The organism is Pseudomonas tremae, from assembly GCF_023278125.1.
In the GTDB taxonomy this organism is placed as follows: Bacteria; Pseudomonadota; Gammaproteobacteria; order Pseudomonadales; family Pseudomonadaceae; genus Aquipseudomonas; species Aquipseudomonas tremae.
In genome coordinates, this window is the sequence record NZ_CP066270.1 from 2,760,962 (window position 1) to 2,786,933 (window position 25,972).

General features: G+C 55.5%; 23 protein-coding genes and 1 pseudogene. 11 read left to right on the forward strand and 13 right to left on the reverse strand.

Annotated features, from left to right (window positions below; translation table 11 throughout):
- Window positions 1-4: 4 nt before the first annotated feature.
- From I9H09_RS12570 to arnB, 8 genes are read right to left on the reverse strand one after another with little or no spacing between them, the layout of a single operon-like run.
- Complete coding sequence (locus I9H09_RS12570; protein ID WP_005886813.1) at window positions 5-1,399, reverse strand: UDP-glucose dehydrogenase family protein; 1,395 nt, start codon at window positions 1,397-1,399, stop codon at window positions 5-7.
- Window positions 1,377-1,811, reverse strand: a complete 435-nt coding sequence (gene arnF / locus I9H09_RS12575) for a 4-amino-4-deoxy-L-arabinose-phosphoundecaprenol flippase subunit ArnF (protein WP_122347733.1) — start codon at window positions 1,809-1,811, stop codon at window positions 1,377-1,379. The genes I9H09_RS12570 and arnF overlap by 23 nt, the downstream gene beginning before the upstream one ends.
- The gene (gene arnE / locus I9H09_RS12580) at window positions 1,808-2,152 is read right to left on the reverse strand and encodes a 4-amino-4-deoxy-L-arabinose-phosphoundecaprenol flippase subunit ArnE (protein ID WP_005886817.1); all 345 of its coding nucleotides are present in this window, start codon (window positions 2,150-2,152) and stop codon (window positions 1,808-1,810) included. Before arnE ends, arnF begins: the two co-directional genes overlap by 4 nt.
- Window positions 2,149-3,801 carry a lipid IV(A) 4-amino-4-deoxy-L-arabinosyltransferase gene (gene arnT, locus I9H09_RS12585; protein ID WP_122347734.1) on the reverse strand — a complete coding sequence of 551 codons (1,653 nt, stop codon included), beginning with the start codon at window positions 3,799-3,801 and terminating at the stop codon, window positions 2,149-2,151. The genes arnE and arnT overlap by 4 nt, the downstream gene beginning before the upstream one ends.
- On the reverse strand, window positions 3,798-4,679 hold the full coding sequence (arnD, locus tag I9H09_RS12590) for a 4-deoxy-4-formamido-L-arabinose-phosphoundecaprenol deformylase (RefSeq protein ID WP_122347735.1): 882 nt from the start codon (window positions 4,677-4,679) through the stop codon (window positions 3,798-3,800). The genes arnT and arnD overlap by 4 nt, the downstream gene beginning before the upstream one ends.
- Window positions 4,679-6,670 carry a bifunctional UDP-4-amino-4-deoxy-L-arabinose formyltransferase/UDP-glucuronic acid oxidase ArnA gene (arnA, locus tag I9H09_RS12595; protein ID WP_122347736.1) on the reverse strand — a complete coding sequence of 664 codons (1,992 nt, stop codon included), beginning with the start codon at window positions 6,668-6,670 and terminating at the stop codon, window positions 4,679-4,681. Before arnA ends, arnD begins: the two co-directional genes overlap by 1 nt.
- Window positions 6,667-7,680, reverse strand: coding sequence for an undecaprenyl-phosphate 4-deoxy-4-formamido-L-arabinose transferase (arnC, locus tag I9H09_RS12600; protein ID WP_122324654.1), 1,014 nt, complete (start codon window positions 7,678-7,680; stop codon window positions 6,667-6,669). The genes arnA and arnC overlap by 4 nt, the downstream gene beginning before the upstream one ends.
- Window positions 7,677-8,825 carry a UDP-4-amino-4-deoxy-L-arabinose aminotransferase gene (gene arnB / locus I9H09_RS12605; RefSeq protein WP_122347737.1) on the reverse strand — a complete coding sequence of 383 codons (1,149 nt, stop codon included), beginning with the start codon at window positions 8,823-8,825 and terminating at the stop codon, window positions 7,677-7,679. The genes arnC and arnB overlap by 4 nt, the downstream gene beginning before the upstream one ends.
- Before the next feature lie 571 nt (window positions 8,826-9,396).
- Between arnB and I9H09_RS12610 the strand changes: the two genes are divergently transcribed.
- Window positions 9,397-10,722, forward strand: a complete 1,326-nt coding sequence (locus I9H09_RS12610) for an NAD(P)/FAD-dependent oxidoreductase (protein ID WP_122347738.1) — start codon at window positions 9,397-9,399, stop codon at window positions 10,720-10,722.
- A 61-nt stretch (window positions 10,723-10,783) separates the two neighbouring features.
- Here I9H09_RS12610 and I9H09_RS12615 read toward each other — a convergent pair whose 3' ends face one another.
- Window positions 10,784-11,461, reverse strand: a complete 678-nt coding sequence (locus I9H09_RS12615) for a GntR family transcriptional regulator (RefSeq protein ID WP_024670776.1) — start codon at window positions 11,459-11,461, stop codon at window positions 10,784-10,786.
- Window positions 11,462-11,745: 284 nt separating this feature from the next.
- Here I9H09_RS12615 and I9H09_RS12620 point away from each other — a divergent pair, with 284 nt between their 5' ends.
- The 5 genes from I9H09_RS12620 (at window position 11,746) to istA (ending at window position 17,470) form a co-directional block, all read left to right on the forward strand.
- A complete protein-coding gene (locus I9H09_RS12620) occupies window positions 11,746-12,840 on the forward strand; it encodes a phosphotransferase (protein WP_235662981.1) in 1,095 nt (364 codons plus the stop codon).
- Between the two features lie 25 nt (window positions 12,841-12,865).
- Window positions 12,866-14,221 carry an aspartate aminotransferase family protein gene (locus I9H09_RS12625; RefSeq protein WP_024670774.1) on the forward strand — a complete coding sequence of 452 codons (1,356 nt, stop codon included), beginning with the start codon at window positions 12,866-12,868 and terminating at the stop codon, window positions 14,219-14,221.
- A gap of 98 nt (window positions 14,222-14,319) precedes the next feature.
- Window positions 14,320-14,988 carry a haloacid dehalogenase type II gene (locus I9H09_RS12630; protein WP_122313255.1) on the forward strand — a complete coding sequence of 223 codons (669 nt, stop codon included), beginning with the start codon at window positions 14,320-14,322 and terminating at the stop codon, window positions 14,986-14,988.
- Window positions 14,989-15,437: 449 nt separating this feature from the next.
- Entirely contained in the window at window positions 15,438-15,725 is a 288-nt protein-coding gene (locus tag I9H09_RS12635; protein WP_147458921.1) for a hypothetical protein, read from the forward strand.
- Between the two features lie 233 nt (window positions 15,726-15,958).
- Window positions 15,959-17,470, forward strand: a complete 1,512-nt coding sequence (istA, locus tag I9H09_RS12640) for an IS21 family transposase (RefSeq protein ID WP_248972608.1) — start codon at window positions 15,959-15,961, stop codon at window positions 17,468-17,470.
- Here the strand turns inward: istA and I9H09_RS12645 are convergent.
- The 3 genes and pseudogenes from I9H09_RS12645 to I9H09_RS12650 all read right to left on the reverse strand — a co-directional run bounded on the left by I9H09_RS12645 (window position 17,428) and on the right by I9H09_RS12650 (window position 19,582).
- Window positions 17,428-18,590 (reverse strand): IS3 family transposase gene (locus tag I9H09_RS12645; RefSeq protein WP_122346372.1). Its coding sequence is split into 2 segments (ribosomal slippage): window positions 17,428-18,335 and window positions 18,335-18,590, totalling 1,164 coding nucleotides; the frame shifts between segments, so codons are not numbered across the junction. The genes istA and I9H09_RS12645 overlap by 43 nt on opposite strands.
- Before the next feature lie 437 nt (window positions 18,591-19,027).
- Window positions 19,028-19,126, reverse strand: a pseudogene (locus tag I9H09_RS27330) (transposase); the annotation flags it as partial.
- Window positions 19,127-19,150: 24 nt separating this feature from the next.
- Window positions 19,151-19,582, reverse strand: coding sequence for a hypothetical protein (locus tag I9H09_RS12650; RefSeq protein ID WP_122313254.1), 432 nt, complete (start codon window positions 19,580-19,582; stop codon window positions 19,151-19,153).
- Between the two features lie 128 nt (window positions 19,583-19,710).
- On the opposite strand from I9H09_RS12650, the gene I9H09_RS12655 reads away from it, so the two are divergent.
- The 4 genes from I9H09_RS12655 to tspO all read left to right on the forward strand — a co-directional run bounded on the left by I9H09_RS12655 (window position 19,711) and on the right by tspO (window position 23,320).
- Window positions 19,711-20,073, forward strand: coding sequence for a DUF4260 family protein (locus tag I9H09_RS12655; RefSeq protein ID WP_054998300.1), 363 nt, complete (start codon window positions 19,711-19,713; stop codon window positions 20,071-20,073).
- A 239-nt stretch (window positions 20,074-20,312) separates the two neighbouring features.
- On the forward strand, window positions 20,313-21,422 hold the full coding sequence (locus tag I9H09_RS12660; protein ID WP_235662916.1) for a hypothetical protein: 1,110 nt from the start codon (window positions 20,313-20,315) through the stop codon (window positions 21,420-21,422).
- Window positions 21,423-21,511: 89 nt separating this feature from the next.
- Window positions 21,512-22,525 (forward strand): GlxA family transcriptional regulator, encoded by a 1,014-nt coding sequence (locus I9H09_RS12665; RefSeq protein ID WP_236502355.1) that lies wholly within the window; start codon window positions 21,512-21,514, stop codon window positions 22,523-22,525.
- Window positions 22,526-22,879: 354 nt separating this feature from the next.
- Window positions 22,880-23,320 (forward strand): tryptophan-rich sensory protein TspO, encoded by a 441-nt coding sequence (tspO, locus tag I9H09_RS12670; RefSeq protein WP_024671553.1) that lies wholly within the window; start codon window positions 22,880-22,882, stop codon window positions 23,318-23,320.
- A 31-nt stretch (window positions 23,321-23,351) separates the two neighbouring features.
- Here tspO and I9H09_RS12675 read toward each other — a convergent pair whose 3' ends face one another.
- Entirely contained in the window at window positions 23,352-24,530 is a 1,179-nt protein-coding gene (locus I9H09_RS12675; RefSeq protein ID WP_122313252.1) for a DUF2252 domain-containing protein, read from the reverse strand.
- Between the two features lie 315 nt (window positions 24,531-24,845).
- Here I9H09_RS12675 and I9H09_RS12680 point away from each other — a divergent pair, with 315 nt between their 5' ends.
- A complete protein-coding gene (locus I9H09_RS12680; RefSeq protein ID WP_236502352.1) occupies window positions 24,846-25,970 on the forward strand; it encodes a metallophosphoesterase in 1,125 nt (374 codons plus the stop codon).
- The last annotated feature ends 2 nt before the right edge of the window (window positions 25,971-25,972 follow it).

The window sequence follows — 25,972 nt, forward strand, 5'->3', positions numbered from 1 at the left end:
GCCGCTATACGACCTGGCTGCTGACCTGCGGGCTGTAAGGCACCCACTGCTTCTGCGGGATCGGCAGCTCGCACGATTCGCCACGGCCGATGGGGAAATAGTGGAAGCCGTGCTTTGCCAGTCGGTCGGTATCGTACAGATTACGCCCATCGAAAATGACCGGTGCGGCCAGTCGCTGCTGGATCAACTCGAAATCCGGAGCCTTGAACTGCTGCCATTCGGTGCAGATGATCAGTGCATCGGCATCGTTCAGTGTGGATTCTGGCGTGCCCATCAAGACCAAGTCCTTGCGATGGCCGTAAATACGCTGGGTTTCCTGCATGGCTTCAGGGTCGAATGCCCGAACGCTGGCGCCAGCAGCCCACAACGCTTCCATCAGTACCCGGCTGGGCGCGTCGCGCATGTCGTCTGTGTTGGGTTTGAACGCCAGGCCCCACAGTGCGAAGGTCTTGCCGCGCAGGTCGCCTTGATAAAAGGCGTTGACCCGCTCGAACAGTTTGCTCTTCTGTCGCTCATTGATGGCTTCGACCACCGACAGCAAGTCATTGTTGCAGTGGGCCTCTTTGGCACTGTGGATCAGCGCGCGAATATCTTTGCCGAAGCATGAACCACCATAACCGCAGCCGGGGTAGATGAAGTCGTAGCCAATGCGTGAGTCGGCGCCGATGCCCAGACGCACGGATTCGATATCAGCGCCCAGGTGTTCTGCCAGCTCGGCGATCTGATTGATGAAGCTGATCTTGGTTGCCAGCATGCAGTTGGCGGCGTACTTGGTCAGTTCGGCGCTGCGCAGGTCCATGAACATTATCCGGTCGTGGTTGCGGTTGAACGGAGCGTACAGCTCGCGCATGACTTTGCGCACCGCGTCATTTTCGCAGCCGATGACGATCCGGTCCGGACGGCGGCAGTCATTGACCGCAGAGCCTTCCTTGAGGAACTCAGGGTTGGACACCACGTCGAATTGCAGCAGCCGGCCGGCCTGGCGCAGGGCCTTGTCGATATGGGTGCGCAACGCGTCGCCGCTGCCGACCGGTACTGTCGATTTCTCGACGATGATCAACGGTTCGCGCCGATGCCGCGCAATCGCGTCGCCCACCGCGAAAAAACCGCTCAGGTCAGCGGAGCCGTCGTCTCGTGAAGGTGTGCCGACCGCGATGAACAAAACCTCTGCATGTTCGACCGCCAGTTGCTCGTCGGTGGTGAAGTGCAGACGCTTATGATCCAGGTTTTCGCGGACCAGATTGGCCAGCCCAGGCTCGAAGATATGCACCTGGCCCTGACGTAACTGATCTATTTTGGCCTGATCGATGTCCATGCAGACCACATCGTGGCCAACTTCGGCCAGCACGGTTGCCTGTACAAGGCCGACATATCCGCTACCGAAAACGCTTATTTTCATGGGGAATATCCTGAGGTTGTGGGCTGGGGATGCGCCGGAGGTTGATGGTCAAGACACCTGCAACGATCAGCGTGACACCCACAGTTTTCGATACTGTGAATGCCTCATGGAAAAATGGCAGAACGGCGGCCAGGGTATAAACCAGTGCGTAGCTGATGCTCAGCAGCGAATAGGCGCGGCTCAGGGGCAAACCCCGAAGGGCCAAAAGCCAGAAAAGCATGGAGAGTGCGTAGGCGATGATCGACGCGATAATCACGCCGACGGCATAGAGCTGGATATGTGTGTAGGCTTGCAGGTCTGGCAAGTGCAGAAGTGATGGCAAGCGGCTCATGCCCCAGCGCATACCCAGTTGGGCACTGCTGACCAGCGCCACACTGGCTATGGCGCACAATGTCGCGCCGTGGCGGGTCATGCCTGACTTCCCAGCAAGACCACGCCGCCCACAATCAATGCGACGCCCAGCCAGTGCTGCAGGTCTACCGGCTCCTTGAAAACGTAGCGACCCACCAGGGTGATCAAGACGAAGTTGACGCCGAGCATGGGGTAGGCGACGCCGACCTCCATGCGCTGTAACACCATCAACCAGGTCAGCAGGCCGAGGCCCAGGCAGGTGATCGCCAGCCAGAGCCATCCTGATCGCAACGCAAGCCGCAGGCCGGGTAATACGCCGCGCCAGCTTTCTACCGCTTTCTTTTGCGCAATCTGGCCCAGACACGTCAGCAGGCAGGCGGTCATAAGCATCAGCGCAGTCATGACGCAGACTGCCCGTAGATGAGAATGATCAGGTTGCCCTCGTCGTAGCGCGTGGCGCCCTCGGGCAGCGACTCAAGCTCACGCAGCTCTTCGTCGCTCTTGCCGCGCATGATGACGCCGACCTGACCTTCACGGCGGGCCTTGGTCATCCAGGCATCTATATCATGCAGATGGACCTCGCGGCCCTGTGCATCCGGATACCCAAGACCGTATTCGAGTTCACCCCAGGTATTGAACAGCGTGATGTCCGGCCTGCCCAGTCGCCACGACAGGGCCGATGCGGCGCCCAGGTCGTTGCTCAATAACGACGTGCTGGCGGCCAGCTCCGTTTGGTGCCTGGAGACGAACTGGTCAGGTGTCTTGTTGTACACCACATCATCGGGCAAGCCTGCTGGCAGCATGGCCACGAGCAACCAGCTACCGACCGCCGGCATGATCCAGAAAGTCTGCGGGCGAATGCTTTGGAGCGCATTGCTCAACGTCCAGCCGACGAGCACGACGATCGCCAACAGCAAGTGTGACGGTTCGTTCTCATACACCGGTTGTTTCAGTTGCAGGTACAGCAGCACCACAAGGCCAATGACGCCTGACGCTGTATTGAAAAGCCCGTTGGTACGCAGCGCCGTGCTGCGGTCTTGCCTGAGGCGATCAACCAAGGTATCAGCCATCAACAAGGCCAGAGGCAGCAGGCAAGGCAGCAGATAAGTCGGCAATTTGCCCTTGCTCAAGCTCAGAAACACCAACGGCACCCACAACCACAGAGACAGGAAGGCGATATCGGTCTGCTGCCGTCGTTGCCACGCCTGTTTCAACGTTACGGGCAGCAACAAGGTCCACGGCAGGCAGGCGACGATCAGCAGCGGCAGGTAGAACCACCACGGCTCTGCATGCTGTGCATTGTTCCCGACAAAGCGCCGGATGTGCTCGTGCCAGAAAAAGTAGCGCCAGTAGTCGGGTTCTTGCTGATGCACTGCCAAAACCCAAGGCAGGCTTATCGTGACAGCGATCAGCACCGCAACGGGACCAAACCTGAACAGCTCGGCAAGGCGCTTCTGCCACAGCATGTAAGGCACGACGACTATCACCGGCAGAGCCCAGGCCAGAAAGCCCTTGGTCATGAAGCCAATGCCGCATGCCACGCCGATCAGCGCCCAGGCCAGCAGACGTGATCGACCGGTACTGTGGGCGGCATACCAGAACGACACGAGCGTGAGGTTGGCCCAGAACGTGAATTGAGGATCAAGGTTGCTGTAGCCAGCCTGGCCCGCAATGAATCCGAAGCTCATGAACAGCAGCGCGCTGGCAAAGCTTTTACGCGGGTCGCTCCACATCCTGGCGGCCAGCAGATAGGCGAGGGCGACGCTGAGGCCGCTGCTCAGCGCCGAAGCGATCCGCACACCGAACAGGTTCTCACCGAAAACTGCCTGCCCGAGAGCCATCCACCAGTAACCCGCAACGGGTTTTTCGAAGTAGCGCAGGCCCATGAAGTGTGGGGCCACCCAGTTTCCGCTGTGCAGCATCTCCTGGCTGATCTGGGCGTAACGCGTTTCATCCGGAATCCACAGACCGTGGAAGCCTAGCGGCAGTAGGTACGCCAGCGCGAACAATAGTACAAGCAGCGAAATGTCGCGTGTTCTGCGATCAATCATTGCTGCACCCCTAACCAGCCATCACGGCCCGCGAGCGTCCCCCGTACCACCTGGCCGGCGGGCAGTTGCTTGATAGAGGCGGGCAGCAGCTCGCCTAAAGGGGTGAAGCGGATACCCTGGGCGTGCGCCTGCACCAACAGCTGCCTGAAACCGTTGGCCATGACAATGCCTTCCACCTCAGCGTGAAGCGTATAGACGTTGAGCGCCGGCTCGGCAAAGCGTCGCAGAATGTAGTCGTTGAATGCATCGGCCTGCAGATGTGGGCCGACCACCTCATCGAACGTTGGCAGGTCCACAGGTATTTGCGGCGTGCCGAGGCTGCCGTCGGCCAACAACGGGCGAAACAGCGTGGTGCCGCGACAGTCACTGTTGTAGCGGAAGCCGAAAGGCTGTTTGGCTTGCACGATGCGTTGGTCGGCACGCCAGCCGGCGGCTGCGGAGCAGGTCACCGGGTGGCCCAGAATGTCGCTCAGGCAATCCACGCCACGGTGTATCTGCGCCGTCAGCTGCGTATCGTTCCAGAGCCCGGCATTGGCCTGCCAGCCGTGATGGTCCCAGGCATGCAGTCCGACTTCGTGGCCTGCATCCAGAGCGCGGCGCATCAGCGGACCAAGGTCACGGCCGATCTGTTTGCCCGGCCAGGCAGTGCCTGCCAGCAGAATATCCCAGCCATACAGGCTTGCCGCCCGGGAACGAAGCATTTTCCAGAAGAACTGCGGCCGGACCAGACGCCAGAGATGGCGCCCCATGTTGTCAGGGCCGACGCTGAAAAAGAACGTCGCCTTTACCTGTGCTTCGTCGAGCAGGTCCAGCAGCCTGGGTACACCTTCTCGCGTGCCACGATAGGTGTCGACATCAATTCTCAGGCCTGCCTGCATCAACGCTGATCCGCTTTTTCGATCATGGCTTCCCGAAGAAAGAAATCCAGGGTCTTGCCGATGGTTGTGCTCAGTTCGATGCCAGGCGTCCAGCCTATCAACTGCCGAGCGTTGGCGATGCTCGGTTTGCGATGGCTGACGTCCTGATAGCCCTTGCCATAGAAAGACTGGCTTTCGACATCGCGAAAGCCTGCGAACGGCGGAAAGTTGTCGCGCAGCGGATGTGCTTCAAACTGTCGTAGCAGTTCTTCACCCAGTTGACGAATGCTGGCTTCGTTATCCGGGTTGCCGATATTGATAATCTGCCCGTTACAACGCCCGTCGCGGTTCTCGATAATTCGCGCCAGCGCTTCAATCCCGTCGGCGACATCGGTAAAGCAGCGTTTCTGGGCACCACCATCCACCAGCCGGATCGGCGTACCCTCCACCAGGTGCAAAATCAGTTGGGTAATGGCCCGAGAACTGCCGATGCGCGCCGAATCCAGTCGATCCAGACGGGGGCCCATCCAGTTGAAGGGCCTGAACAGCGTGAACTGCAGACCTTTCTGACCGTAAGCCCAGATAACGCGATCCAGCAGTTGTTTCGATACCGAATATATCCAGCGCTGCTTGTTGATCGGGCCGACGACAAGATTTGAAGTGTCCTCGTTGAAACTTTCATCCTGGCACATGCCATAGACTTCGGAGGTCGACGGGAAAATCACGCGCTTGTTGTACTTCACGCAATAGCGGACGATTTTAAGGTTCTCTTCGAAATCCAGTTCGAACACCCTTAGCGGGTTACGGGTGTATTCGATCGGTGTGGCGATGGCCACTAGAGGCAATACCACGTCGCACTTTTTGATGTGGTATTCGATCCATTCAGTGTGGATGCTGATATCACCTTCGATGAAGTGAAAGTTCGGTTGGGTGCGCAGGCGTTCTATGGCGTCCGAACCGATGTCCATGCCGTAGATTTCATAACGGTCATCCTGCAGCAGGCGCTCTGACAGATGGTTCCCGATGAAGCCGTTGACGCCAAGGATCAACACGCGGGTGCGACGAGCAGGGCGGCGTTTCTGCGTATCCAGTAGCTGTGATCCTTCTACCAGCCCGAACTCGCGAGCCAGCTGCGCGCCGCTGAGGTACAGGCCTGCTTCACCACGCTGGCCGGCACGAATCACCAGTGATCCCTCGCCGCATGCAATGCGCAAGGGATCATGACTGATGACCGTCCCCGGTGCTTCGCCGTCATTGCACAGTTCCAGGTCGGCTGCCCATATGATCAGTTTGTTGTCGCCCACCGCGCAAAATGCGCCGGGATAGGGCTGCGTGACGGCGCGTATCAGGTCATACAGGCGCGCAGCCGGAAGCGACCAGTCGATCAGACCATCAGCCGGAGTGCGCTTGCCGAAACAAGTTGCCCGGGATTCATCCTGGGGGGTGCCGGACAGCCTGTCCTGTGCGAGCAACGGCAATGTTTCGGAAAGCAGGTCCGTTGCGGCTTCACGCAGCTTGCCATGCAGTGTCAGGGCTGTATCAGTGGCGCTGATCGGGACCTGCTGTTGTGCAAACACAGGGCCTGCATCGGCACGCTTGACCATCTGGTGCAGGGTGACGCCGGTTTCTGTTTCGCCATTGACCAGTACCCAGTTTGCCGGCGCCCGCCCGCGGTAGCGGGGTAACAGCGAGCCGTGGAGGTTGAAGGCTCCTTTTTTGGCGCAGGCCAGTAATGGCTCACCTAATAGCTGCCGGTAATAGAAGGAGAATATGAAGTCCGGCGCCAGTTTGGCGACACGCTCCACCCACAAGGGATGATTCGGGTCTTCAGGTGCATGCACGGTTATGCCGTGCCGTGCGCAAAGCCTGGCCACCGAGCCGAAGAACGTGTTTTCGTCGGGATCGTCGGCATGCGTATATACCGCAGCAATCTCATAACCCGCGTCCAGCAATGCTTGCAAACCGGCACAGCCAATATCGTGATAAGCAAAGACGACCGCTTTAGAGCTCATGGCGCAACCTTGTTAAGAAGGGGGGTGGCGGAAGAATCAACGTGTTCGGTCGCAGTTGCGGATGAACTGCGCACCACTTTTTCGATAAAGAAGCGCGGCCTTGCACGGACATCGCTGTACATCCGGCCCAGGTATTCACCCAGCAGGCCCATGCCGATGAATTGGCCGCCGGTAAATACAAACAACACCGCAAACAGTACGAAGGTGCCGCCGCCGGCCCACGTCGCGCCGAATATCAGGCGCAGGACGATTAACAGCACCGCGAACAACCCGCCGAGAAACGCCATGCTGAAACCGATGATGCTGAGCAGGCGAAGGGGCGTGGTGGTCATGCAGGTAATCAGGTCGAACATCAGGTTGACCAGCCGCATCGGGCTGTATTTGGAATCGCCGTGTTCACGTTCGGCGTGGTCAACCAGCACTTCGGTGGTGTGCCGCGCGAAACTGTTGGCCAAAATAGGGATAAAGGTGCTGCGCTCCCGGCAGGCCAGCATTGCGTCGACAATCGTGCGGCGGTATGCCCTCAGCATGCAGCCGTAATCGCTCATGGCAACGCCGGTCGAACGTTGTACCGCCAGGTTGATGAGCCTGGACGGCCAGCGCCGCCATGCTGAGTCCTGACGATTGTTGCGCACTGTGCCGACAACGTCGTAACCCTGTTCGGCTAGGTTGACCAGCCGGGGAATTTCCTCGGGAGGGTTCTGCAGATCGGCGTCGAGGGTGATCACCACGTCACCTTTGCAGTGTTCGAATCCCGCCATGATCGCCGCATGCTGGCCGTAGTTCCGGTTCAGTATCACCGCTACAAAAGGGCTGCCATAGCGCTCGGCGGCCTGCTGAAGGAGGTCCGCCGAGTCATCGCGGCTGCCATCGTCCACCAGCACGATTTCAAACGGGTGATTCAGTTGCCGACATGCTGACTCGGTCCGGCGCAGCAGTTCCGGCAGGCTTTGCCGCTCGTTGTAGACCGGGATGACGATCGACACGAATGTGATGGGATACGGTTTCACAGGCTGGATTCCAAGGTCGATTCAATGGCCCTGACAACCCGATCGACATCGTCGAGCGTCATGTCGGGAAACAGGGGGATGGAACACAGCCTGGAAGAATTCCATTCGGTATCAGGCAGACGAACATCCGGGAAGCGCTGGCGGTAGTAGCTGTGCAGATGAGTGGCGATGAAGTGGATGCCGGTGCCGATGTTCCGGGCCTGCAAGGCTTGCATGAAGGCATCGCGATCAAGCCCGCAACGTTCGGGATCGATACGCAGGATGAAAAGATGCCAGGCGTGCTGTTGCGCATATTCCGGCAAGCCCAGGGGAAGCACTGGGGTTGCCGCCAGGCGTTCCAGGTAATGACTGGCGAGCACTTGGCGCTTGGCATTGATGGCGTCCAGACGCTGCAACTGCACCAACGCAATACTGGCATTGATGTCTGCCAGGTTGTATTTGAAGCCCGGCTCGATCACCTCAGCCTGAGGTTTTCGACCCAGCGTCAGGCGGTCATAGGCGTCGACACCCAAGCCATGAAATTTGAGCTGACGCACATGATCCGCCAGCAGTGCATCGTCGGTCACGAACATCGCGCCTTCGGCACAGGTCATGTTCTTGATCGCATGAAAGGAAAAGATGGCAGTGCCTTGACGTCCGACAGGCCGACCTTTGTAAGCGGTGCCCACAGCATGTGCGGCATCTTCGATCACCGCTATGCCGTGCCGTTTGGCCAGCGTGTAAAGCGGGTCAAGGTCGAACGCTGCGCCTGCATAGTGGACAGGCACGATTGCTTTGGTGCGGAGGGTAATGGCCTTCTCGATCAGCGCAGCGCTGGTCATGAGCGTGTCCCGGTCTACATCCACAAAGACCGGTGTGGCCCCCAGCAGGCAGATCATGTTTGCTGTTGAAACCCACGTTTGCGACGGGGTAATCACCTCATCACCTGGCCCCACACCCAGCGCCAACAGCGCCACATGCATTGCCCCGGTGGCTGACGAAAGCGCGACAGCGTGCCGTGCGCCAACCCGTTCGGCGAATTGCTCTTCGAGCTTCTGACATTCCGGCCCCGTGGTAATCCATCCGGAACGCAGCACGCGCGTCATCGCAGCAATTTCTTCATCGCCCACGGACGGTCTCGAAAAGGCAAGAAAGGCCTGACGCATTTATTTCTTCCTCATGTACACGAGATGACAAGTAAATGAATATTTGCAGGGCATGGCGTGAATATAATGTGTTCGTTTTCGGCAGCCGCATATTGCCAACGTCGAGGCCATGAAAGTTAATGGCCGTGTTGTAAAAATAACGGTGAAACGGTGTTGGTTTTTTGCAGTGCCGCACTATTCAATATTTGTAGAGTAGGGCGGATTTTATAGAGATGGCAATGCGGTACTGGCTCTGTGTAAAAATATTAATGTGCTGTTAATATTTAATATAACTACTGTGGCATGGACAGCTAAAGTTCAGGTTGCTCGTGCTAATTCTGATCAGTTGCAAGTTTAATAAAGTGGTGTTTGTAGAGAAGTCTGCAGCTGCCGCAGGCAAGCGCTGAGGGCAGGGTCCCAGGTCGTTTGGTCGGCATAGTTTGCCGGGAGAGGCGCGTCAAACAGTGGTTTGTGCCAAGGCGACCCTGCGTTTAAATCTTTTTGTGTCGCGTCATGGTGGTGTAATAAACCCATGATGCGCATCGCATGAGCATCGCGTATCGTCCCCCCCGACTATCAACGGATAAAGACTATGCCAGCACCCTTGACGCTTGTAGAAACCTCTCCCGACCTTCCTGCGGACGCTGATGTCGTGGTGATCGGCGGCGGTATCATCGGAGCGTTTACTGCTTATTACCTCGCCAAACGAGGCATGAAGGTCGCTTTGGTCGAAAAAGGTCGTATCGGAGCTGAACAGTCGAGCCGTAACTGGGGCTGGTGCAGGCAGCAAAATCGGGACGCGCGCGAGCTTCCGATGGCGACCAAAAGCCTTGATCTTTGGGAGCAGTTCGCAGCGGATACGGGTGAGCAGACAGGATTCACGCGTTGCGGCCTGCTGTACCTCAGCAATAACGAGGCTGAGCTCGCCGGGTGGGCACGCTGGGGCGAGTTTGCCCGCACGGTTAACGTCGAGACTTACATGCTGAACGCACAGCAGGCGGCCGAACGCGCCAAAGTCACCAGCAAACAGTGGAAAGGAGGAGTGTTTTCGCCCTCTGACGGCGTCGCCGACCCTTCACGTGCAGCCCCGGCAGTCGCTCGCGCCATCATGGCTCTGGGCAGTACCGTGCATCAGGGTTGCGCCGTCCGTGGGATCGAGACCGAAGCCGGTCGACTTTCTGCCGTCGTTACTGAAAAAGGTACTATTCGCACCCGCGTTGCAGTCCTGGCTGCTGGCGCGTGGGCTTCTTCGTTTTGCCGGCAATACGGCATTCGTTTCCCGCAGGCCACTATTCGTCAGACCGTGCTTTCGGTTTCTCCTCCAAGCCTTGAAATACCCAGCGCGCTGCACACGGCCGGTGTTTCCATGACGCGCCGATTCGATGGGAGTTATACCTTGGCAATCAGCGGGAGAGGGCGTGTCGACCTCACCCCGCAGTTGCTGGGGTTCGCGATGAATTTCTTGCCTATGTTTCAACGCAGGTGGCGAAACCTGGCGCCAGGGGGGCTCGAAGGGTTGCGTGCTGGCCACGAAAGCTGGAAGCGCTGGCGCCTGGACGAGCCAACTCCTATGGAGAAGATGCGCATTCTCGATCCCAAGCCGGATGCTACTGCTGTGGAATTGACCTACAAGCGTGCGGTGGAGCTGATTCCGTTACTGAAACAGTCTGCGGTCACAGCGGCCTGGGCAGGTTACGTGGACAGCACGCCGGATGGCGTGCCGGGCATTGGCGAGATGACCAGCCTGCCTGGCTTGGTGCTGGCTGCAGGGTTCAGCGGGCATGGCTTTGGTATCGGGCCAGGCGCGGGCCATTTGATCGCCGACATCGTCAGCGGCGTCAAACCCATCGTCGATCCAACCCCGTACCATCCTGATCGCTTCAAAGCGTCGGCCTGGGGCAAGGTTGCGGATTTCTGACATTCGCTTTGGCAGGGCACTTGCAGTGTGCCCTGACCACAGTCAGGCCTGCTGAATGACGTTATCGCCTTCTCTCGAAATTCGCCCGTAAAAGCTTCGAACTCAAGTCCTCCCAGTGCTCGACAAAGGCTGCTCGAGCCGTCTCGAAATCCCGGCTGCGCAAGCACTCTATCAAGTGCTCATGGTCAGCGACGATATCCTTCGGGTCTTCATAGCAGGGTTGTTGAAGCACCAGAAGCAATTCGATCTCGCTCTCCAGCATGGCGTAGCTTCGTTGTAATCGAGGGCTGCCACTGGCACGGATAATTGCCCGGTGAAAGTCCCCATCGGCGGTCACGATATCTGAGCGAGGTGAGTCGGCTGGCGCGTTACGCAGCTTTTCCACCGCGCTGAGTGCGTCCTCTGGAATCACCCCGTTTAAAATAATCATGCGCACCGCTTCAGTTTCCAGCACGCCTCGCAACCTGGCGATATCCACAATTTCGTTCGGACCAAATTCGGGGATGCAGAACCCGCGATTAGGTACCTTCAGCAAAAGCCCGAATGAAACAAGCAATTGAGCGGCGCTTCGGAACGTGTTGCGTGCGACTTCGTATTCCTCTGCCATTTTAAAATCCCGCAGAAACTCTCCGGGTTCGAAATCACCGTTCAGGATTCTGGCTTTGAGCTTACTCGCCAGCACCTCGACGGCTGATAGGCCCGCTGCGCGAGATTCGATGTTGCTGCTGAGAAAAGTCATTTTATACATGGCCGGATCGAGGCTGCGTTGAGAGGCGATTCTAATCCGTGTGGGTAATGTTCCGCCAGAGAACTCGTAAGGCATGATATTTATTGTTCTACAATTAAAATTATACGCTTAAATTATTTTCTCTTTAAAAACAATAAATTATCCGTTTTTCTTCTGATTTTGAAGGGGATTTCAAAAGCTGAGGAATTATTTTTCTTTCAAAAAAATAAATTGTAGCACAATATCTGGTGCATCAGATGCGAGCGGCAAGTGACCAAAAGGTCTGGAGTTCAGCGATGCCCGAGATGACCGAGATGCGAAAAGATGAGATGAGCTGTGGCCTTGCTGCCTTGCAGGGTGATCTGGCCGCGCCTTTCACCCCGGTTTCCCTGGAGGAGGGCAGGCGGGTTCTGTTGGACCAGTTCGGGGTGGATGCTGAATTGGTGCGCTTTGCGACGGAGAAAGACGATACCTATCGGTGCGACAGCGTGTGCGGCAAAACTTACGTTCTTAAAATCGCCAACCCTCAGGAAGCGCCGGTTGAGCTTTCTCTGCAAATTGAAGTCATGCGGCACATTGGGCATACAGCACCAGCGCTGCCAATCCCCAGGGTTTATCAGTCACTGGAAGGCGATTACCTGACGCCCATTTCGACTTCCAGTGGTGACTCCAGGCAGGTACGACTGATGAGTTTCCTGCCAGGAGTGCCCCTGGATAAAACCACTGTTAACGCAGACGGTCGCGAGCGTATTGGCGAGTTGCTCGCGCGCCTCAGGCTGGCTACCGCCAACTTTTCCCACCCGGGCGAGTCTCGCAAAGTATGTTGGGATGTTCAGAACCTGAGTACTCTGGAGCCCTTGATAAGCTTCGTGTCAGAGCCCGCGCATCGACAATTGCTGAAAAAGGCTTTTGATCGATTTTTCCAGGTTGAAAGTTTGATTGCCGGTTGTCGCCAACAGGTGCTGCACAACGACTTCAATACCTCGAACATTGTGGTGGATGCGCGCAATCCGCAGTGCATCAGCGGCATTATCGATTTCGGTGACACCGTAAAAACAGCCATTGCCATTGATGTATCCACGGCAATGATGAACCAGTTAGGCGTGGTTGGATCAGGCAACGAAGTCGATATCTTCGCTCCGGCAAAAGATGTATTGAGGGGGTATTTGCGCGTTGCTGACCTGACCGCCGACGAGCTTTCCCTTATCCCGCATCTCGCCATGGCACGCTTGCTGACTCGCGCGTTGATAACCACCTGGCGATCGCAGCTGTTTCCGCAAAACAGTGCATACATCTTGAGGAATGCGGCCCCGGGATGGTCTCAGCTCGACTGGATAGTCAGTCGATCACCTTCACACATGTCAGAGCTTCTGATGTCCTTCGCCGATTGATTCATCTTTGTGAGTGGAGATTTAAATGAACACTTCAAAAATCGAGGCTGTCCGTGGTGATATGCCTAACGGCTTTAACCCTGCCAATGCCGATCGACTGGATGCCTCGGCACGCGAGCATATTCAGCGCCGCATCAACCTTCTTGGCCCAGGCTATAGATTGTTTTATAACGAGCCGGTCGGTGTCGTCCGCGGCAAAGGTGCATATCTCTACGACAAGGACGGCAACGAGTACCTGGATGCCTACAATAATGTGGTGTCGGTGGGCCATTGTCATGATCGCGTGGTGGCCGCGATAACCGAGCAAATGACTACGTTGTGCAGCCATACCCGTTACATGCAGGAAGGGATTCTTGACTATACCGAACAACTGCGTGCCACCGCGGATGGCGATATGGCGGCTGACGGGCAGATGATGTTCACCTGCAGCGGTTCGGAGGCCAATGACCTGGCCATCCGTATCGCACGTCATCACACAGGTAATACCGGCGTTATCGTTACTGCCGAGGCCTACCACGGCAATTCGGCAACCGTGGCCGCTTTTTCTCCGTCGCTGGGCGCCAATGCCAAGCTTGATCCCTATGTTCGTCGCGTGCCCGCTCCGGACTCCTACCGCATTCCGCGTGAGTCACTGGGGCGCTATATGGCAGACCAGGTCGCTGCACAGATTCAGGATATTCAGCGTCACGGCGGCGGTGTCGCTGCATTCATTGCTGACTGTCTGTTTTCGTCCGATGGACTGTTCTGCGATCCGGTGGACGTGTTCAAGCCTATAGCCGAAGTGGTGCGCAAAGCCGGCGGTTTGTTTATCGCCGATGAGGTTCAGTCAGGATTTGGTCGCAGCGGCACGCATTTCTGGGGGCATCAGCGTCATGGGGTAGCACCGGACATTATCACCATGGGCAAACCGATGGGTAACGGCTATCCCGTTGCCGGATTGATGGTGCGCCCGGAAGTGGTTGCGAGCTTCGGGCGTGACATGCGTTATTTCAATACCTTTGGTGGCAACAGCGTTGCGATTGCTGCAGCCCAGGCAACCCTGAATGTGATTCAGGAAGAGCAGCTCATGCTCAATGCCACGCGCGTCGGCGGGCTTGTCATGGCAGGCCTTAAAGACTTGGCCAAGCGTTATGAGCAAGTTGGTGATGTGCGTGGCACCGGCATGTACTTTGCCGTTGAGCTAGTCACTGACAGGGCGATGAAAACCCCTGACATGAAAACTGCGCTACGAATAGTTAACCACTTGCGTGAACAGCGCGTGCTTATTTCCGCAACAGGACCGGATGCGAGCATTCTGAAAATTCGTCCACCCTTGATCTGGACTGAGAGGGAAGTAGGGCGGTTGCTTGACGCACTGGAAAGTGCTTTTGCTGCGCTATAAAAACAACGCTTGCCTTGGGCTGCGAAGTCTACCGGGGCCTGCCTTACCAAGTACTTGCTTGACCCTTTGTGAACCATATACTGATCAGGACTACAATCATGAGCTTTCTTCGCCCCAAGTACATTACCTTCGACTGCTATGGCACATTGACCAACTTCAAGACTGCCGCTTTGACGCGCGAGTTCTTCGCGGACAGGGTTCCTGCCGAGCGCATGGACCAGTTCATCAAGGATTTCTCGGCGTACCGTCTGGATCAGGTAATGGGCGATTGGAGACCGTATGACGAGATACTCAAGACAGCATTGGCGCGTACCTGCAAACGCTGGGGTATTGAATACCGAGAAGAAGGCCAGTTGTACTACGACGCAGTACCTACTTGGGGCCCGCACCCTGATGTACCTGCTGGGCTGGCAAAAATTGCCGACAAGATACCCTTGGTCATTTTCTCCAACGCCATGGACGAGCAGATCATGTCAAACGTCGAGAAGCTCGGCGCGCCGTTTCACAAAGTGTTCACCGCTCAGCAGGCGCAGGCCTACAAGCCTCGTCTGGCGGCCTTCGAGTTCATGCTCGATAATCTGGGCTGCGGCCCGGAAGATGTTCTGCACGTATCCTCAAGCTTCCGTTACGATCTGATGTCAGCCCACGACATGAACATCAAGCACAAAGCATTTGTTGCCCGAGGACATGAACAGCCGGCGAATACTGCGTTTGGTTATCATCAGATTCCCGATATCGGCGGGCTGCCCGGTCTGGTCGGGCTTTAGCTCTACCGTCGCAGTTTGTCGTTCGAATTGCCCCCGAAACGAGTAGGAGGGCGATAACCCGGGAAGGCTATATGTTTAACTCAACTAAATGACGGTTTAGTTGAGTTGGATATTGTCGCGTGCATTCAATGTCGGGCGAGGGTGAGCGTGCAGCATTTCTTGCAGTAATCAACAACTGTCTGGACCTGAGGCCCATGCCTGCATACTTTTGGTGCTGCCACCACCATTGTGTATTGGTATGCGTTAAATAGTATCAGACACAGCAATCTTCGTCCTGCAGGTCGAGTCGTCAGCCACACACCTCATGTCGCCGCCAACGATGAGCCTTGTTCGCAAGGCAGTCAAACTTCTAGATATGGAAATACTGCTAGATAGTGCCGTTGATGCGAGCTTGTGGTAGATGCAAGCTGGTGAATGGGATAAATCCGGCTGGACCGACGGTGACCATAATGGGTACGCCAGTATTGAGCATACACAGCGTTGCAGATTTAGAACTGCGTAATTCCACCCAATGCTTAGCTATGGCCCTCGAAGGCATGGATACCCGCATCGATGTAATTCTACGAGAAGATCTTGTCCTCGAAATGGAATTGGACCTGGCAACAACAGCTCAGTCCGGTTCCATTGCCATGTTGATTGCGTGGTCACGACCAGTGGCACACATGGACAGGACAGGAGGCATCGCGAGTGTTGAACGTGGTTCGTGTGGAGAAGAGGTTTCGTCTGCGCAGATCTGACGGGGGCTACCGCTTGTGACGTAATACCATATTGCGCATAATGTATATTATGTTAAATTGTGTTTGTTTGCTTACACCTCTTGATCTGTGGCTGTGACTGTCAGCCATTAATGCTAATTGTTGCCGCTGACCGAAAACTGACCCAGTAGAGGCTCTTCTGCCGACTGAAAACTGACCCAGGTGTTCAACTGCTTCTGCTCACTTTTCGAGCAGGAGAACACAGGGTGATCAGCATGGAAATGTTGGGAAAAATCCGGCGGATGTACTTCCGCGACAAGCTCTCGCTGCATCAGATAGCCAAGCGTACCGGGCTGTCGAGAAACACCATCCGAAAATGGGTCAGAGCGCCCGAAGCCATTCAGCCAGCGTACCAACGGTGCGCAACCTTCAATAAGCTCAGCCCTTTTCACGAGACCCTGGAGCAGGCGCTCAAGGCCGATTCGTTCCGGCCAAAACACAACCGCAGGAGCGCCAAAGCACTTTTTGAGCAGATCAAAGCCGAGGGTTATGACGGCGGTTACAGCCAGCTCACGGCGTTTGTGCGCTCTTGGCGAGGCGAGCAAGGCAAGTCTTTACGCGCTTTTGTACCGCTGACGTTTGCGCTCGGTGAGGCCTTTCAATTTGACTGGAGCGAAGAAGGCCTGCTGATCGGTGGTCTTTTTCGACGTATCCAGGTCTCCCACATGAAGCTGTGTGCCAGCCGCGCATTCTGGTTGGTTGCGTACCCCAGCCAAGGCCACGAGATGCTGTTTGATGCCCACACCCGTTCGTTTGGAGCGTTGGGTGGTGTGCCGCGTCGCGGCATCTACGACAACATGAAAACGGCTGTCGACAAGGTCAACAAAGGCAAAGGGCGCACGGTCAACGCCCGGTTTTCCGTGATGTGCGCGCACTATCTGTTCGATCCGGACTTCTGCAACGTGGCCTCTGGCTGGGAAAAAGGCATCGTCGAAAAGAACGTTCAGGACAGCCGGAGGCGAATCTGGCTCGATGCTCAAAACTGCATGTTTCACACCTTCGAGGAACTGAATGTCTGGCTCGGCCAACGTTGCCGGTCGCTCTGGAGCGAACTGGTGCATCCGCAGTACAACGGGCTGACGGTGGCCGAGGTCTTAGAGCTGGAGCAGGTCGAAATGATGCCAATGCCGACGGCATTTGATGGCTACGTCGAGCGTACCGTGCGGGTCTCCAGCACCTGTCTGATCAGCGTGGCGCGAAATCGCTATTCAGTGCCATGTGAGCGAGTCGGCCAGTGGGTCAGCAGCCGTTTGTACCCTTCGCGGATCGTGGTCATTGCCGACGAAACGGTGATCGCCAGTCACGAGCGCCTCTTTGATCGAGATCAGGTCAGTTTTGACTGGCAGCACTACATCCCACTCATCGAACGCAAGCTTGGTGCATTGCGCAACGGTGCGCCATTTGCTGATCTGCCAAAACCGTTACGGCTTCTCAAACGAGGACTGAGGCGTCACACCAACGGTGATCGAATCATGATGCAGGTACTGGCTGCTGTGCCAATTGCGGGGCTCGAACCTGTGCTGGTGGCGGTGGAGCTGGTACTTGAATCGGGAAGTCTGAGCGCCGATCACATCCTCAATGTCCTTGCCCGCCTGACCTCCACCGCACTACCTCCCAGTGTAGAAACCAGCCTGCAACTCAAGGTCGCGCCTGTTGCCAATACAGCACGCTACGACTGTAGTGGTCAACTGATCCCGGACACGACGTTAAGTTTTTTCTCGTACTGAGCGGGTGCCAGTCCATTATTGAACTGGTGTGGCCGAACCCAGTTGTAGCGATGCATCAGATAATGACTGATATCCCGCTGTGCCTCTTGGGCCGTCATGTAGCCCACGGCGGGTATCCACTCGGTTTTCAAGCTGCGGAATACACGCTCCATCGGCGAGTTGTCGTAGCAATTACCTCGGCGACTCATGCTCTGGCGCATGCGGTATCGCCAAAGCCGCTGGCGAAACTGTCGGCTCCCATATTGGGAGCCCTGATCTGAGTGAAACAGCAGGCCCTGAGGCTTGCCGCGTTGCTCATAAGCCATGTCCAGCGCCTTGATGACCAAGTCCGTGTCCGGTTTGTTTGAAAACGCCCAGCCCACCACCCGACGCGCATAAAGATCCATAACCACCGCCAGGTAATGCCATTTTCCTTGCGCCCAGATGTAGGTGATGTCGCCACACCAAACCTGATTGGGCGCGGGTACATCGAACTGCCGATTCAAAATGTTCGGAATGTCAGGCCTCTCCACTGTTGCTTTTTTATAAGCATGAGAGCCAGGTTGCTTGCTGATTAATCCCAGTTCCCGCATCAGGCCACGTACCTTGAACCGGCCAATTTGCTCGCCATCTTCCTGCAATACCGAAACGATACTGCGGCTGCCAGCAGCGCTTCGACTTTGCCCGAACAGCTCATTGACTCGACTGAGTAAACGAACCCGCTCGGTGTCTGGAGCCCGACGCCGCTGGCAATGGTCGTAGTAGCACGAGCGAGGTGTCTCGAACATCTCGCACAGCAATTCGATCGGCTCATGGGCACCTAGCTGATCGATCAGCGCAAGCGCTCGTGTTCTTCCGACATCAAGAGCGCGGTAGCCTTTTTTAAAATGGATTTCTCCCGCTCAAGACGAGCGATGCGCGCTTCCAGCTCCTGAATTTTCTGCTGCTCGGGCGTCAGGGCTTTGCTCTGAGGCGTCACGCCATTGCGCTCCTGCTGGAGCTGGCTAACCCAGCGACGCAGCGCAGACTCGACCACTCCAAGCGAGCGAGAAGCTTCGACATGGCTATAACCTTGATCGAGCACGAGGCCTGCGGCCTCACGTTTGAATTCAGCGGAGAAGGTACGGCGTTGCTTGGTCATCAGACACCTCTATATCTGGCGATATTCTCGCCTAAATGAGTGTCCGGAATCATTAGACCACTACAGCTGTCAAACATATGGATACAACGAAACATCTGGAGGGATGGGCTAATCCACGCTTAACACGAAGAAAAGGCGCAAAAGCTCTCCAAAACAGACGGTATGACTTTCTTAAAAAATTTATGTCGCGCGCTCCGAATTTTTGACTCGTCACCACTGATTCGAGACGATAGGAATATCAATAACAGCGCTTTACAGATTTTTGCTATGCATAAATGATAAAATCGTCGTGACTTGAAAACTTTCTATCATTTATCGCTCACTCTGCCAGTAACCAGTTGAAAAAATTGCCGTTTTATTAACAGCATCTATGGATAACGCGTACAGTGGCCGCCTTCACCAACCTAATGTGAGCGCTGGTAAAAAATGGAATGCAGCGCTTCCAGCTCCTGAATTTTCTGCTGCTCGGGCGTCAGGGCTTTGCTCTGAGGCGTCACGCCATTGCGCTCCTGCTGGAGCTGGCTAACCCAACTCCGAAATCGTTAGACCACTACACTTAGTCACAGAGAGGCCCTGAGCACATGAACCGCCGATAACTGCTTTTCTGCTTCGCAAGCTGTAAGAGTTCTTTCACAGTATTCTCGACTCAGAAAAACGATTGTGTCATTACCGTCAGGATTGTCGGAATAACCAGGGTGTTTTGAAATCTCTGTGAGCAAGTCTTCGGAGACTGGAGCGACATGAAAATGCGCGTTGAAATCGAGAGAAAATCCCAATTTGTAAAAGATTACTTTGTACGGGGAATACACCTTTGCCAGCAGACGCTCCGAGGTTTTCATCACTAAACCTAGAGATGACATGGCTTCGTCGCTCAAATCGCTGAGACCTGAAGCCGTCTCTTCAGACGAAATTATCAAATACCCGTCATAACGTGAATCTCGCCGATGAGTCACTATCCAGTGGGGGTGGCTGAAAACTCTTAGCTCGTCCATGTGGCTCCTGCTAAACGACGTGTTTTATGACCGTTAGGCCGACTGGTACAACCTAAATTTTTTGCCCAATGATATGCAACCAAGTTATCGCAGCGGCTTACCGCTGACCACTGATGAGTAGATTATGAATGACCGATGCTCAAGATGTCTGGAGCGAGCATGGCCTGGCCAGTCGCCTCATCCGCGCCTACCCTACCCCGCGCGATAAATCCCCAAGAAGCCTGATATTCATGAGCAAGCATCAGAACCGTCAGCAACTCCTCCCGGTGTATGCATTAGGCCCTAGAGTTGGGGCTTACTGCTATAACACCCTTCATTTGTATGCGTCCGGTGCTGCTTTACTTGCGGCTGGAATGATATGGTCAACCCCTGAATTAGGCGCGATAGGTGCTCTATGGCTGGCGCACGCTGGTTTTGATCGAATGCTTGGCTATGGCCTGAAGTTACCACAAGGCTTCACTTATACCCACCTAGGTAAAATCGGTCGTTGATAAGTAGGCAGCCTTTCCATGGTTCGCTCCTAAGCGCACGAGCACCGCGCCCGGGCAGCAAAAAATTCAGGAGTTCGAAGCACGGATCGCCCGTCTAGAGCGGGAGAAATCCATTGCCTGCAACACCGCTGGAACGACGGGGGTGTGACCTGGAGACACCTCACGATTAGTGGACACGTTGGGTTATTCAATACTGGTCAATACCCCGCTTTTTGATCCGATCAGCAAAGGTGATAAAAATGTTTGACTTCGGCATGCTCATGAAAAGCCACTGCACTCCCCCAGGACCTCTGTGCCTGCTAATTGCTTTAACACTGTGTGCGCCTTTCTCAATAGCCCATGCAGCAAACCCGCCCCCCAACTCGACAGGTATAAACGCGACAAAAAGCGGCACCCAAATGAACGACATTCCCCCACGCCTTCAATGGGAAGCAAACTATGGTTATTGCGGTGAAACGGCGCTCATCAGTGCCAGCCTTTACTATGGCCAATACGTTTCACAGTTCGATGCCCGCGCAATCGCAAGCCCGAACATCAGGCAATCCAAGCGTGGCAGTCAGTTACTGTTGGGGGTGAACGATGCGGCTGCTGCCGCTAAAATGCGCCTGAAAGCTGTTGAGTGGGGCAGCCCTACTATGGCGAATGCAAACGAATTCCTGGCATGGGTCAAGGGCAATGTGTTGGTCGGTTACCCGGTCATCATCGGCGTTTACGAGAATTTTTCTCAGTTCGAAAATGAAAATGGCAGCCAAGGCGATGGTGAATACGACCATATCGTTCCCGTCATCGGAGTATCGTCTAGCAAACCCGCTACCCAACCTGCTGCCTATTACGCTGATGACGCCATTACGTTCAGCGATAACGGTCTTTGGTCGCCCGATAGAAAGCCGGCCTATCTTTACCGCTTTAAGTTCGGAGCATTTCAGGCGAATCGAGAAGAAGCCAATGACGAGAATCGACCGGTGTATTCATTACCCAGCGGCGGAAAAAACTATGGCGTGGCCATCACCGGGATTATCGACCGGGACGGCAAGACGCTTCCGGTTCGCCTCACCACCGATGTGAATGAAGAAAAAACGGCGATGGATGAAAACTCCAATAGCCGTCCTGATTCCGCGAATCTGAACTTGAACGTCACTGTCTCGGGGCTCAAGCCAGGCGTGGCGTACAACCTGTATCGATACAACAGCTTCGACAACGTGCCTGAGTCAGGTTTTAACGCAAAAGCATCGAAAGCGAACAAACACTGGGAGATCAACATCAAAGAGGGGGCGACTTACGTACTGAAAGAAACTGTACGTTCAGATCAGGTCGCCGTATACCGAGCCGTTCCAGGGACGGCTCCATAAGCCAGCCAGTGCGGGCACATGAGCGGCGCGCAGTGGCAGCAGGACTTTCATTAGCTATGCGATTGCTGCAATGTTCAGGTGAAGAGAAGATGGTCGAGAGAAGAGAATTCAGCCGTACAACATTGCGCAAAAATTTCCGCTATCTGGACAATGACGAAAGAGAAATACCGTCCCAGGCCAGCATTGGTTTCTTGCTGCTTCAGAACTTCTCACTGCCCGCCTTCACCCAGGCCCTGGATACCGTAGTCACCGCGAACCTGCTAAGGCCTAATCTTTTCACATCCAGAACGTTCGGATTGACCGAGCATGAAATTCAGAGCGATCTGGGGCTGATCATCCGTCCCGATGCTGTTCTAAATGTCAGCGAACTCAAGGAGCTTGATCTTCTCGTCGTCTGCGGCGGCTATAGGACTGAGCTCAAAATCGATCCATCTCTTACGGCCCTGCTTCGCACGGCTTCGGAATGCGATGTGATTCTGGCCGGCTTATGGAATGGCGCATGGTTCCTGGGCGCTGCCGGGCTTCTTGATGGATACCGATGTGCCATTCACCCCGAACACCGATCTGCGCTGGCCGAGATATCCAGAATCACCCATGTGACCAGTGAGGCCTATGTTTTGGATCGAAACCGAATGACTGCTTCGAGCCCGGTCGGCGCATTTCAGATGGTGTTGGAGTGGATCAAGGGCCTGCATGATAAGGAGCTGGTTGAGGGCATCGAGGACATTCTGTCTTTCGAAGCCTCTCGTTATCGCAGGATCAAACCGTCAAGGCATCTGTCCGTCAGTGCTCCATTGAGGGAGGTCGTCAAACTGATGGACTCAAACCTTGAGGAACCTCTGGAACTGGAACAATTGGCCGTTTATGCGGGACGGTCCCGGCGTCAGATCGAGAGGCTGTTCAAGGAGCAACTCGGCACCACGCCGCAGCGCTATTATCTAGAGTTACGTATAACCGAGGCCCGTCGCCTTATTCAGCACACCGATCTCTCTCTCACAGAGGTCGCAGTCGCCTGTGGTTTCGTCTCACCGAGCCACTTCAGCACGTGTTACAGCTCTCACTTCGGCTACCGACCTTCCAAGGAAAGTCGGCACGCCATTTAACGCATCTCCTCAACCAGCACAAATTGCTACATCGCTCCAGGCTGGATCCGCTTTGAAATCCGGCTATCCCCGGCTTCGCGCCTGATTGATGTTGAACCCGCGAAGAGGTGAGGCATCAGAGACATTGTCGACCACAGGAGTTTGCAACATGCAGAAAACCCCCAAAACGCTGTTTCTAATCCTATCCGTGACTGTAGCCTTGTCGGGGTGCTTTGATAATTCTGACAGTGAGCAGGGGACGAAAAATAATCCCGATAACGGCTCATCGGTACAAATGGAGAAGCGCTAGGCGAGCGTCGCTCGCAGAAGCCGTACCAGATCGTTCCACCACATCGCTATCGCTCAGGATGACACATGACCTTCTATATTTTTCTTCTAGCCTGCTGCGCCGCAGCAGCAACCGGCATCATCTTCAAACCAGGCGCATGGTACGAGTCCCTTAAGAAACCTGCTTTCACTCCGCCGAACTGGGCATTTCCAGTGGCATGGACCACGATCTATCTGCTCCTCGCCTGGGCAGGCTATCGCTTGACCCTGATCCCCGGCAGCGAGACCGTGCTGGCGCTGTGGGCTGCCCAGATTGCGCTGAATACGTTGTGGACGCCGGTGTTTTTTGGCGCAAACCGCCTTGTAGCTGCAATGGTGATTCTGGTCTTGCTATGGATTGTTGTCGCCACAATGATCGTAATGGCGTTGCAGCTGGATATCGTTACAGGGCTGATTTTATTCCCGTATCTGGTGTGGCTCTCGGTAGCTGCGGCACTGAACTTTTCCATTCTGCGCCACAATCGATAATTGCCATTCCGTTTGAACGAGGGATAAAGCGCTATAGCGCATAGCGCCGGCAATGTTCCAGGTAGCCCTGCTCATGACTACCGACCAGTTGAACCACGCTTGACCATAACCAGGAGGGAGCGTCGAGGGTCTGGGATCGATTTGTTTGCAGATCCCGGATCCACGCGGTGCGCGTCGCCAGGTCCATCTGCCTGGCGTGCGCCATGCCTACCACTTTCGCGAGATATGCGGCTGCCTGCATAGCCTCCTGCTGGGTAAGTTCATCAAGTTCCAGCTTCATATCCTGAGGAAGCAGTTCACGTATGAAGAACGAGTGATCCAGCATTCTTACAGCCACCATCCGACTTCCCAAGCCGGGCGAAAGATGCCTGGCACCCTCCACTACTCTTTTGCCATTGTCTCTGGGCATAGGCGCTCTTGCAGTACGCGGAGCAGCGGCGGCGACCGCTTCCTTGATATCCAGCAGACAGAACTCCTGATCATCTTCATCACCCACGCCCATTAATACCGCGTAGCGAAGCAGGCCAAGAGAGCTACAGCCTTTTACCCAATACGCAGAGTCAAGTAATTGCACTCGGTCGTCCTGAGACCTGCCCTTTAGCGATGTCACCAGCGCATGAATTTCCGCCGTCGAACAGAGCGCTTTAATGGCATCGCGCTCTGCACGCGACAGTGCCCAGAAATGCTTGCCCAGCGGAATGCTGGGTTGAGTATCTTCAAAGCGTTCCTTGGCAAGGTGCTTCCACGTACGCTGCACCGCGCTGCGCATCCCGGCTTTTACCTGTACCGGGCGATCAGGCTCTTCATCGCCGTCGCCCACAAAGGCTTCTTCGTAGCCTTGCATCATCTCTTCCAGCATCCGAGCGGTCGTGACCCCAGGCAGGTCCGAGCCGCGCGCAGCTGTCGCCAACGACAGTCCCAGCCTCACAAGGTCGTGAGCAGGATTGCCGATCACAGCCTGATCAAGGTCGCGTATGTGCATATCGATGCGCCCTTTTGAATCTCCCGTTGGCCCCAGATTACCGGCATGGCAATCGCCGCAAATCCAGACCGGCGGGCCGCTGGGCAAACGTCTGCCTGACTGGCTGTGGAGCCACTCGTAAAACTGAGCGGTGTTGCCTCGCACGAACGCATGCGCAGAGCGGGCCATCTTGAGATTGCGCAGATCGGTCAGGGGTTTATGGCGTGCGTTGGGGCGAGGCGTTTTCATCGGAAAACCTTGAAGAGAGTTATCTCATTGACTCGCGCGGCCAGTGGAATGTTTCAAGATATTTCAAATTTATTGCACTGTGCGTCAAGCACGGCGGGAGATGCTGCCCTGACACAGAGTCAGCGGATGAGAATACAGTTGTACCGAGATGTCTGGGGCCTTGTGAGTCTGGTCTTTGTATGGCGTGATTGCACCTGTTTATCTATGAGTGAAATGACAAATGCACCACAGACAACGTGTTGGAGACGCGAGACAAAAACTCTCGGAAGCCGGATTGGCGACTAAGCAAACACTGATGATCAGGGAACCGAGTTGATGTTTCACGTCATGTTCAGCCTGCCTTGCCTGTACGTTATCCTGCGTTATTTATTGCCGATGCCTTGGGCACTGTCGTCGCGAATAGCCGTCGGCACGCTGCTTGTTCTCGCCTCGCAATATCACCTGTATTGTCGGTTCTCCTCCGGCAGCGTGTTCTCGCCGGAATTTCCGCGCTATGTGGTTATGCTCTTCAACTGGGCATTTGGCGCGATCCTGTTACTTGCCGTGCTGCAAATCATTGTCGACCTCTGCACAGTGCTGACAATGCTGATTCGGCGCCAACGGCTGGCTGTTCCAGCAAAAGTGCGTTACAGCATCGGGGTCGCAGCACTGCTGCTCGCTGCAATCGGTGTCCAGCAGGCAGTGCGCGTGCCGCCCATCAAGGATATCGATATCGCAGTCAGAAACCTTCCCCCGCAATTTGAGGGCTATAAGGTATTGCAACTGACTGACATGCATATCAGTCGCCTGTTTGATGCGCCGTGGACACAAGCGGTGGTGAAAGAATCGAACGCCTTGGGTGTCGATCTTATTGTCATCACGGGAGATCTTATCGACGGCTCGCTCAGCAACAGGAAGCTGGATATCGATGCATTGCGTGATCTGCGTGCGCCGGATGGCGTTTATGTCATACCCGGTAACCACGAGTATTTCTTCGACAACAAAGCATGGATGCAGCACTTCGTTTCGTTGGGGATGATACCGCTGGCGAACAGTCACACATTCATTGAGCATGACGGTGCCCGAATTGCACTGGCTGGCGTAACGGATGTAACTGCACCTAAAACAGGGTTTCCCGCCCCCGACGTTCAAAAAGCCATAGCTGGCATAGCGAAGGATACGCCGATCATTTTGCTCGACCATCAACCAAGGAACGCGCGCGCAGCTTCAGCTCAAGGCGTGGCTGTGCAGCTGTCCGGACATACCCACGGCGGGATGATTTTTGGTATTCATCGACTCTTGGCCATGGCAAACGGCGGCTTTGTATCAGGGCTTTATGACGTTGCCGGAATGCAACTGTACGTCAACAACGGCACTGCGCTCTGGCCGGGGTTTGCCATCCGCCTCGGCAAACCGTCGGAGCTGACACGCATCACCCTTCGACGAGCGCCGGACGCTTAGTC